We start from the raw sequence: 9,532 nt of genomic DNA on the forward strand, positions 1-9,532 counted from the left end.
ATCTTAACCCCACAAATATAAAACTGGAATCTTAAAAATCTTTAGTTATGAATATAAGAAAGCATATTGGAACGGTTGTAATAGCAATACTGGCTGCATTGCTTACAGTAATGATCTATTCGAGCCTTAATAACAACAATGATACACAGCGTCGTTTTGCTGCAGCGGAACGATTGAGCCAAAATGATACCAACGGTATCCATTTTGCCAATCTGCCGGCCGATTTTAAGGCAGAAAAATTCAATTTTACTCTGGCAGCGGAGAACACGGTTCCTGCGGTGGTCCATGTTACAACGCAATTTACCCGTGAACAGCCGGTTAATCCTCTATACCGGTTTTTCTTCGATGAACGGGCTCCGCAACAGCGACAACGGGAAGTGGAAGGCTTTGGTTCAGGAGTCATCATATCTTCTGATGGTTATATTGTAACGAACCACCATGTGGTGAAACAGTCGGATGAGCTGTCTGTTACACTCCCCAATGAAGAAGACTATGAAGCCGAGATTGTCGGAATGGATCCTGCTACCGACCTGGCTTTATTGAAAATCGATGCCACCGATCTGCCCCATCTCAAGTTTGGAAGTTCTCAGGACATGAAACTGGGCGAATGGGTATTGGCTGTTGGCAACCCCTTTAATATCGGCACAACAGTAACCGCCGGTATCGTTAGTGCCAAAGGGCGCAGAACAGGAGTTTTAAGCCAACGCTCGGAGGAGAATCAATTGTCCATCGAATCGTACATCCAGACCGATGCCGCTGTCAATAAGGGTAACAGCGGTGGCGCACTGGTCAATATCGAAGGTGAGCTGATCGGTATCAACGCGGCCATTGCATCACCTACAGGAACTTATGCCGGTTATTCGTTTGCCATTCCTTCTGAAATTGCCAGGAAGGTGGTTCAGGATATTATGAAATACGGTGAAGTTCAACGAGCTGTATTGGGCGTTCAAATCCAGGAGGTCAATGGGGAGATTGCCCAAAAATATGATCTGGATACCCGCCAGGGCGCTTACATTGTTGGCGTTCAACGCGATGGTGCTGCTGACAGGGCAGATATCAAACCCGGTGATGTGGTGATCCGCGTCGATGGCAAAGAAATTCGGGATGTGGCTGATTTGCAGTCCACGATCAATAACTACAGCCCGGGAGATGAAGTGACCGTTACCGTAATAAGAGACGGAGAGAGGCAACAGTTTGATGTTACGTTGCGTAACAGACAAGGCAGCACGGAAATCGTAACTGGCCAGGAAGCCCTCGAAGAGTTGGGTGCTGAATTCAAGGACATAGATGCGCAGGAGAAACAAAGATCGGGCATCTCTCACGGAGTGCAGGTGGTTAGTATTGAGGATGGCAAACTCAGTGAAGCTGGAATAAGAGAAGGATTTATCGTCATGTCCGTGAATGGCAAGCCCGTTAAGAGCGTCAGTGACCTCCGGCAGATATACAATCAGGCTCGCGAAGGCACAAGGCTGGAATTTGAGGGCTTATATCCCGGCGGCGATTACGTATACGTTTACCAGGTCGAAAAGTAGGGACCTGAGGAAATATAAGATTTTTAGGGGTAAATACAATACAGACCGGATCGTTGGAGTTTTACCAATGGTTCGGTCTTTTTACAGGCTTTATGGTTTGAAGAAGATTTCTCTGGCAATGTTCATGGATATTCTTCTGAAATTTTATATTTGTTTAAAACAAGTATCTTGTTGTAAACCCTAAAATTTATGGCCAATGAGACAATTAAAGATCACCAAATCCATAACGAACAGAGAAAGCGCTTCCGTAGATAAATATTTGCAGGAGATTGGCCGGGAAGAGCTTCTGACGGTAGATGAAGAAGTGCAATTGGCTCAGAGGATCCGGAAGGGCGATCAGGCTGCATTGGAAAAGCTTACGCGTGCCAATCTGCGTTTTGTGGTTTCTGTGGCCAAGCAGTATCAGCACCAGGGGCTCAGTCTTCCCGATCTGATCAATGAAGGCAACCTGGGGCTGATCAAGGCAGCCAAAAAATTTGATGAGACCAAGGGTTTTAAGTTCATCTCCTATGCGGTTTGGTGGATCCGTCAGTCAATTCTTCAGGCACTTGCCGAACAATCGAGAATTGTACGTTTGCCGTTGAACCAGGTCGGCACGCTGAATAAGATCAACAAAGAGTACGCAAGGTTTGAACAGAATAATGAAAGGGCACCTTCAGAGGAAGAATTGGGCGATAGCCTGGATATGCCCGGTGAAAAGGTGGCCGAAACGATGAAGGTCAGCGGCAAGCAGATGTCTATGGAAGCACCTTTTGGTGATGACGAGGACAATTGTCTTCTTGATGTCATGCCCAATGAAAATGCACCCAATTCCGACAATCCGCTGATCAGGGAGTCACTCAACAATGAGGTGGAAAGAACCCTTTCTACGTTAACGGCAAGAGAAAAGGCCATCGTTAAACACTTTTTCGGTATTGGCGTTTCCGATATGACCCTGGAGGAGATCGGCGATAAATTTGGTTTGACCCGTGAGCGGGTACGCCAGATCAAGGAGAAAGCCATCAGAAAGCTTAGGCATCGCTCAAGATGTAAATTGCTGAAGGCCTATTTAGGTTAGCGGTTCAGCATAATGGTTTGGTTAATTGGAAAAATCCCGGTAGAAATGCCGGGATTTTTTTACGGTAAGTAACCCCGGGCAGCGCCCGGGGAGCAGGCACCAGAACTTAAAGCGCTCCAACTGTCGTCCCATCAAAAGGCACTATACCCGCATGGAGCGCAACCAATAACCGGTATAAAAAACCACATAAGAAATTCTGTAGCTATATACTACTGCCTAACCTAATTCTATTGAAAACACTACTACCTTTTGATTTGGCTTACCATGGGCCTGCTCTTTCACTGCCATCTCCAACCCGTCCGACCGGGGCAGAACAAGGACATGTTTTCAGATGCTTCATATTTTGTTGCTTTTATTTGTTTTAGCCTTTATACCCGGGAACCGGTCAGACGGGGTGCCTTTGCAAAAGCCCGCAGCAATAGCCTAAAGTCAGTTGATAAAAGAGGAAACGGCAATTGCCGAAGTGTCATCAGGAACGTCACAAACCTCCTTTTTCGCTATAAATCATTGTCCTGATAAAAGTCATTGCAATATCTTCGTTGTTTAATGATCTTCATTCCTTTGAAATTTAAAGGAATTTTTAATGTATCCCATTACAGAACATCCCATTCTGGATATAGACCAAAGAGAAACCACTGATTTTTCTTTCGAGGGGCATTCCGTAAGCTGTGAAAGAGGGCTGACCATTGCAGCGGCTCTGCATCAAGCCGGATTCCCAGTGCACTCACACAGTCTGGAGGGAAGAAGCCGTAGTCTGGAGTGCGGTATAGGAAAATGTGGCGCATGCGAGATGATCGTCGACGGTGAGGTTCGGAGGGCTTGCATTACCCGGGTGGATCATGTAGAAGAGGTTCATGAGATTCCTGCTGATTATGAGCCCCGCCGGACAAAGGTGCCTGCCGACCAGCCTCAGAATGTGTATAAAACGGATGTAGCTATTGTAGGAGCCGGACCGGCAGGACTGGCAGCACGGGAAGTGCTCAATGAGCATCGAATAGATAACCTGGTTATCGATAACAACGAACAGGTGGGCGGTCAGTTTCTCATGCAAACCCATCAGTTCTTTTTCTTTGAGAGAGAAAGGAAATATGGTGGGATGAGGGGATTTGAACTGGCCCGAGAGCTTGCCGGCGACGATCATACCGGTATTTTTCTTAATTCAACGGTGTGGGATATTCTAGAGGGCAAACGGCTTGCCGTTAAAAATATCAGAACCGGCGAAATCTGTTTTGTAGAGGCCGGTCACCTGATTATTGCCACAGGTGCGGTTCCTTTTATGCCGCCTTTTGAAAATGATGATATTCCGGGAGTGTACACCGCTGCTGTGGTTCAAAAGATGATGAACATCGAACGGACCCTTCTGGGAAAGAATGTTCTGACTGTAGGAGCCGGAAATATTGGTTACCTTACATCTTACCAGTTGATACAGGCTGGCGCCAATGTAAAGGCCATTCTGGAGGCCCTCCCCGCAGAAGGTGGCTTTCCGGTACAGGCCAGCCGGGTGCGCCGTCTGGGTATACCCATTATCACTTCTTATCAGTTGCTGAAGGCCATTCCCAATGAGAACCATGATGGCATCGCCGGAGCCGTGGTGGCGGAATCGAAGCATTTTGAACCCGTACCGGGTACTGAAAAGGTAATGGAAGACATCGATGCCATCAATATATGTACGGGTTTGGTTCCGGATGGCGAATTGTTCACCAAGGGGAAGGAAGTTTTTGGCAGGGAGTGCCATGGAGCAGGCGATGCGATGCGGATTGGCGAAGGAACCAGTGCTGTGCTGAGAGGAAAACAGGTAGCCTATGAAATCCTTGAGGATATGGGGGAAAGATACCATTATAAGGATTATCTGAAAATTTCCAAAGAATTTATTGATTCACAACAGGAGCCGGTCAGGGTTCTGGATGAACCTTATAAGCCTTCTGAAAAACGCAGGGAGAAAAAACCCTTCGTGATTATTGATTGCCTTTATGGTTTTGCCTGCAATCCCTGTGCATTTGTATGTCCTTACGGAGCCATCACCAAGTCGTCAACCAGCTCGGCCCCGGTAATGGATTATGAAAAATGCACCGGCTGCATGCAGTGTATATATCAGTGTCCCGGGCTGGCCATTTTCGGCTACCATCTAAAGAAAGAGAGTGTTTTTTTGCCCCTCGAAATTGAGGCAGAAGAAGGAGCAGCGGTGTATCTTGTGAACAACCACGGCCAAAAGCTTGGTGAAGGCCGCGTGGAAAAGATATTGAGAAAGTCGAACAAAACCCATATTGCACGGGTAAAATCGTTCAATCTGCACGGCAATGATCTAATGGAAGTACGTGGTTTTATTACCAAAGCCTCTTATCCCGACCCCATACGTTTTGAACCTTATGAATACGCTCATGAAACGCAGCAGTATATCTGCCACTGTGATGATGTCAGGCTGAAGAATATCCTTGATGTGATCGGCAAACGCAAATTCATCAGTGTGGATGAGGTGAAACATACCACCCGTCTGGGCATGGGTGCATGTAGAGGGAAGCGGTGTATAAAAAGACTGAAGCAGGTATTGCCCAAATACGGGAAATCTCTGGTAGGAGAGGCTACGCCGCGGGGACCCATGTCTAACCAGGTCTCAATGGGTGAGCTCTATCCCAGGCAAGTTCATGAGCACGTACAACCCTTATCGAATGGCCGAAAAGTGAAGAAGGTAAGGGTTCAGTCCCTGGTTGCCGGCGGAGGGATTGCGGGTAGTGCCCTTTTTCGTTACCTGGCAGAGGCAGGACGGGAGCCGGTGCTGGTTAACTACGGAAGGGGAGCCTCCTGGCGAAATATTGCCGGTGGGAGGCCCAATTTTACACTGCCTGAACTTTCTGAGATTGCGGAAAACAACAACCGGATCTTCCGGGAGCTTCAGGAAATTGCCAACATCGATTACCACCCCATACGGTATGTTACTTTTGCCCATAATGATGAAATCTACAGGATACTGGAAAAATCTATGGAGTGGTCCGATGCTTATATGATCGAAGCTAAGGACTTTCAGAAGGAGCTTTCTCCCCATTTCAATACCCACCTGAAAACCTATAAAGGGGCTTTGGTGGCCAGAAATTGCTGGCAGTCGACACCGGGCCGGGTGCTCGATCTCATCCGGCACCTGGGCGAAGAACACGGTGGCAGCGTAGAAGAGGATTGCCGGGTTATTGAAGTGAAAAAGGACGGGAATACTTATAAGGTGTTGGTTCGAAACCATAACAGGGAGTATGTGGAGTATCAGACCGAAATATTTGTCAATGCTTTGGGAAACGAAGGCCCTTATTTTGCCGGGAAGATGGGTGTTCAGACCGGTCTTTATTCCGTGAAGCACCAAGCTTTTATCACCAGGCGATTGCCTTATATGGGTGTTAATGGCGGCCATCTGCCGATGATGATTGACAGAAGAAATTACAAAGGCTTTAGTGCCGTATATGGTCAGCAGCTTGCAGAAACCGGCCAGGTGATCGGCTGTGCCTCCCCTGCTATAGAGCCTGAGCAGACGGATAAAAATCTAAAGGTAAATTCCCTCGATTTTTTGAATATTGCCACCGAAATCTTCACCGACTGGATACCCAGGTTGTCCTCTGTTGGATTTCAGGCCGTGTGGGCCGGATATTACGTTGAGCCTCGAATGGTTATCGACCCTGAGCTGGGTCTTTTCCTGGGTCTCCGGGGTCAGGGATACATGCTCGCACAATATCTTGCCAAACTCTATGTGGATAAGCTCACGGGCAGACCTACCCCCGGTTATTTCGACAGGCTGAAACGCTCCGGTGACGGAATGCCGGAGAAAACATTTAAGTAATAGTTGGTCTTGCTTTCTGCGGAAGCCACTATTAATTGGCAAATCAGGAATGTCAGTTAGCAGGGAAATACAATTGTCATTTGTTGTCATTAGAAAGTGGTCATTTATTGTCATTGATCTGTCCGAGAGCTTCGTGCATGCATGCGAGGCGATTTCTCGGGGTTGGAAAATGTCATGCATGCATGCGGGACGTTTTCTCGACATTGGAAACCATTATGCAAGCATGCGAGACCTTTTCTCGGCATTGGAAAACGCCATGCAAGCATGCGAGACGTTTTCTGAGATCCCGAAAATACCATGCAAACGTGCGGGAGGGTTTCGGACTTGTATGAAAACACCAGGCAAGCTTGGCCGACACTCCAAATCCGTTCCGGGATATTATGCATGCATGCGAAAGGGTTTCAAATCCGTTTGAAAGCACCATGTAGGTATGCGAAACACTTGACAATTGAAACATGCAGAAGCATGTAAATATAGTTTTTTGATCTATTGCCGACCTCCCGTCTGACCGGTAATGAATACAAAGGAAATATTGACATCCGTCAATTACCCGGAAAGCATTCAATGCCTTTTATTCATACATACCGGTCGGACGGGTGTATGAGGGCAAAAGCAGGGTAGCCATGTAAAAACGTATTCCGGGAATATTATGCTCATTTAATATTTCTTATCTTTACACCAATCAGTTTATTACTTAAATAATGAATGCTATGAAAGCAGCTATCATCTACAACAGCCGGACAGGAACCACAAAAAAGTATGCCGAAGCAATAGCCGGGTTTTTATCTCAAAAGGGATTGGAAACCAACACAGCCTCAATCAGTGACTATGATCCTGAAAAGGTGAAGGCTGCAGATATTGTGCTACTGGGCGCATGGACAAGTGGATTGTTTTTCTTTGCTCAGCACCCGGATAAGGAGTTTAAAAAGTATTCCGGGAATCTCCCGGAAGTTAAAGATAAAAAGGTAGGTTTATTTACAACTTACAAGACCTTAACCGGATCCATGTTTAGAAAAATGGATAAACTCATAAATGATAAATTACCGGAAGGTTATGTGCTTCTTAAATCAAGAAGCAGCAAACTAACTTCTGAAAATAAAAAGCAGTTGGAAAAGCTCATTCAGAATACCTGACTTCAATATGGAAAGCCATCGATCTTCACTTGTCACCAATTTCATGGGCATTAAGGAATTATTTGACTTGTGGTTGTATTTTTTGTAACTTGCAGGATAAATAACCGGATGTAAAATTCAAAATCTATAACGGCCTGTTCTTACAATTACAGCGCCCGATAGTCAATTTTCATCCGGTAAAAACCAATGTTTCATTAAAACTTCTTGCTTATGAAACCAAATCAAATGGGTGTTAAAATCATCCGAATCGTTCTGGGAGTGATTTTGTTGGTATTCGGGCTGAACCATTTCTTTCAGTTTCTTCCCATGCCGGAACCTCCCGAAGCTGCTATGAAATTCTTAGGGGCTCTGATGGAATCGGGCTTCGTGTGGCCGTTGCTTGGAGTGATTCAGCTAGTTAGTGGTATTTTACTTATCATCGGCCGTTATGTGCTTTTGGCTTTGGTTCTTTTTGCCCCTGTGGCAGTGGGCATTTTGTTGTATCATTTGGCCCTGGACCCTGCCGGAGGTATGGTAGGATACATTGTATTCATTCTGGAAGTGCTGTTGGTTTACGCTTATTTTGATGGCTACAAGCCGATGCTGAAGGTGAATGTGGAATGAATGATTGGTGATATCCTGAACAATGAAAGATGGTGATCATTTTTGTCACCATCTTTTTTAATATAATATCCAAACAAATTTTGGAATAACATTCTTTGATCTTCTTTGTTTTGAGGATGATTCGGGCTACGGAGGTATGTATATATCGGGTTTTCATCTGGTTCTTCCCCGAAAAAATAAATTGTAAAATTTTACTAACTTTGCCTTTATTCACATCAAAAAATAAGAGGTAGAAATGGACCTAACCATTAGAGACCGTTTCATTGAGTTATGGAGGAAGTATTTTAAAAATGCCGAACTTCCGCTGGCTTTTTATTACAGCAAAAACATTAACCATATTGAGGTTTCAAGCGATGAATCTTCTCAAAAAAGCGTGGATCACCGCTGTTTGATATGTAACCTCAATAAAGTCAGGAAGGGGGCTTCCCGTGCATTTGGACAACAACACATCAATTGTGGAGGCGGCCGCTGGTTTGCTGGATTTACCGAGGAAATACGCTCCGATTTTGACTTTTATCTTTCCTGTGGAAGTGAAGGAACAGAGGGAGAGCGATATAAACGGGATCCCGAAACCGTTAAACTGATGCTGGAAAGTTTTCCTCATTTCAGTAAGGGGGATCATTGGCTGATTTTTAAGCGCTGGGATAAGCTTTCAGAGGAGGATGAACCTGAGGTGGTGGTTTTTTTTGCCGAACCTCATGTATTGTCGGGATTATTTATGCTGGCCAACTATGATTTTGTTGGTAATGCAGGGGTTATCTCACCATTCGGTTCAGGGTGCAGTACCATTACCCTTTATCCGTATATGGAGAAGGATAAAGAGAATCCCAGAAGCGTATTAGGCATGTTTGATCCCTCAGCCCGTGCCTGTGTAGGTGATAATGAACTGACTTTTTCTACACCTTACAACCGCCTGATCACTCTGATGGATTATATGGAAGAGAGTTTCCTGATTACCAATATATGGGAACATCTGGAGAAAAGGATAAAATAAAAACGCGAACCGATATGAAAAAATACTTGATTCCAGTTCTTTTGAGTCTGTTGTTATCTTCAATCGCTATGGGACAAACCGTGAAACTGATCACTTATAACATCAGGTATGACAATCCCAACGCTACGGAAAATGCATGGGATAAACGGAAAGATATTATTACCAGTCAAATCACTTTTTATGAGCCTGGTGTTTTCGGCATTCAGGAAGGACTGGATCATCAGGTAAAGTACCTCAACAGCCAGCTTGAATCATATAGTTACGTGGGTGTAGGCAGAGATGATGGGGAGACAGAAGGTGAATATTCCGCAGTTTATTACAACCATAACATTTTTACCGAACTGGATCACGGCACTTTCTGGCTTTCTGAGACGCCTGAGCAGCCTTCTGTAGGCT

The 9,532-nt window shown here is 45.4% G+C and carries 7 protein-coding genes; all 7 read left to right on the forward strand.

The window, feature by feature from the left end; all coding sequences use genetic code 11:
- Positions 1-47 precede the first annotated feature (47 nt).
- Complete coding sequence (locus tag KGY70_12315; protein MBS3775967.1) at positions 48-1,532, forward strand: Do family serine endopeptidase; 1,485 nt, start codon at positions 48-50, stop codon at positions 1,530-1,532.
- Positions 1,533-1,728: 196 nt separating this feature from the next.
- Positions 1,729-2,589, forward strand: coding sequence for a sigma-70 family RNA polymerase sigma factor (locus KGY70_12320; GenBank protein MBS3775968.1), 861 nt, complete (start codon positions 1,729-1,731; stop codon positions 2,587-2,589).
- Positions 2,590-3,172: 583 nt separating this feature from the next.
- Positions 3,173-6,406, forward strand: coding sequence for an FAD-dependent oxidoreductase (locus KGY70_12325; protein ID MBS3775969.1), 3,234 nt, complete (start codon positions 3,173-3,175; stop codon positions 6,404-6,406).
- Positions 6,407-7,116: 710 nt separating this feature from the next.
- Entirely contained in the window at positions 7,117-7,539 is a 423-nt protein-coding gene (locus KGY70_12330; GenBank protein ID MBS3775970.1) for a flavodoxin family protein, read from the forward strand.
- A 210-nt stretch (positions 7,540-7,749) separates the two neighbouring features.
- On the forward strand, positions 7,750-8,142 hold the full coding sequence (locus KGY70_12335; protein MBS3775971.1) for a DoxX family membrane protein: 393 nt from the start codon (positions 7,750-7,752) through the stop codon (positions 8,140-8,142).
- A 235-nt stretch (positions 8,143-8,377) separates the two neighbouring features.
- Complete coding sequence (locus KGY70_12340; GenBank protein ID MBS3775972.1) at positions 8,378-9,136, forward strand: DUF169 domain-containing protein; 759 nt, start codon at positions 8,378-8,380, stop codon at positions 9,134-9,136.
- 14 nt (positions 9,137-9,150) lie between these two features.
- The coding region (locus tag KGY70_12345) for an endonuclease (protein MBS3775973.1) at positions 9,151-9,532 on the forward strand (382 nt) is incomplete at its 3' end.

Source organism: Bacteroidales bacterium, assembly GCA_018334875.1.
GTDB lineage: Bacteria > Bacteroidota > Bacteroidia > Bacteroidales > UBA12077 > JAGXLC01.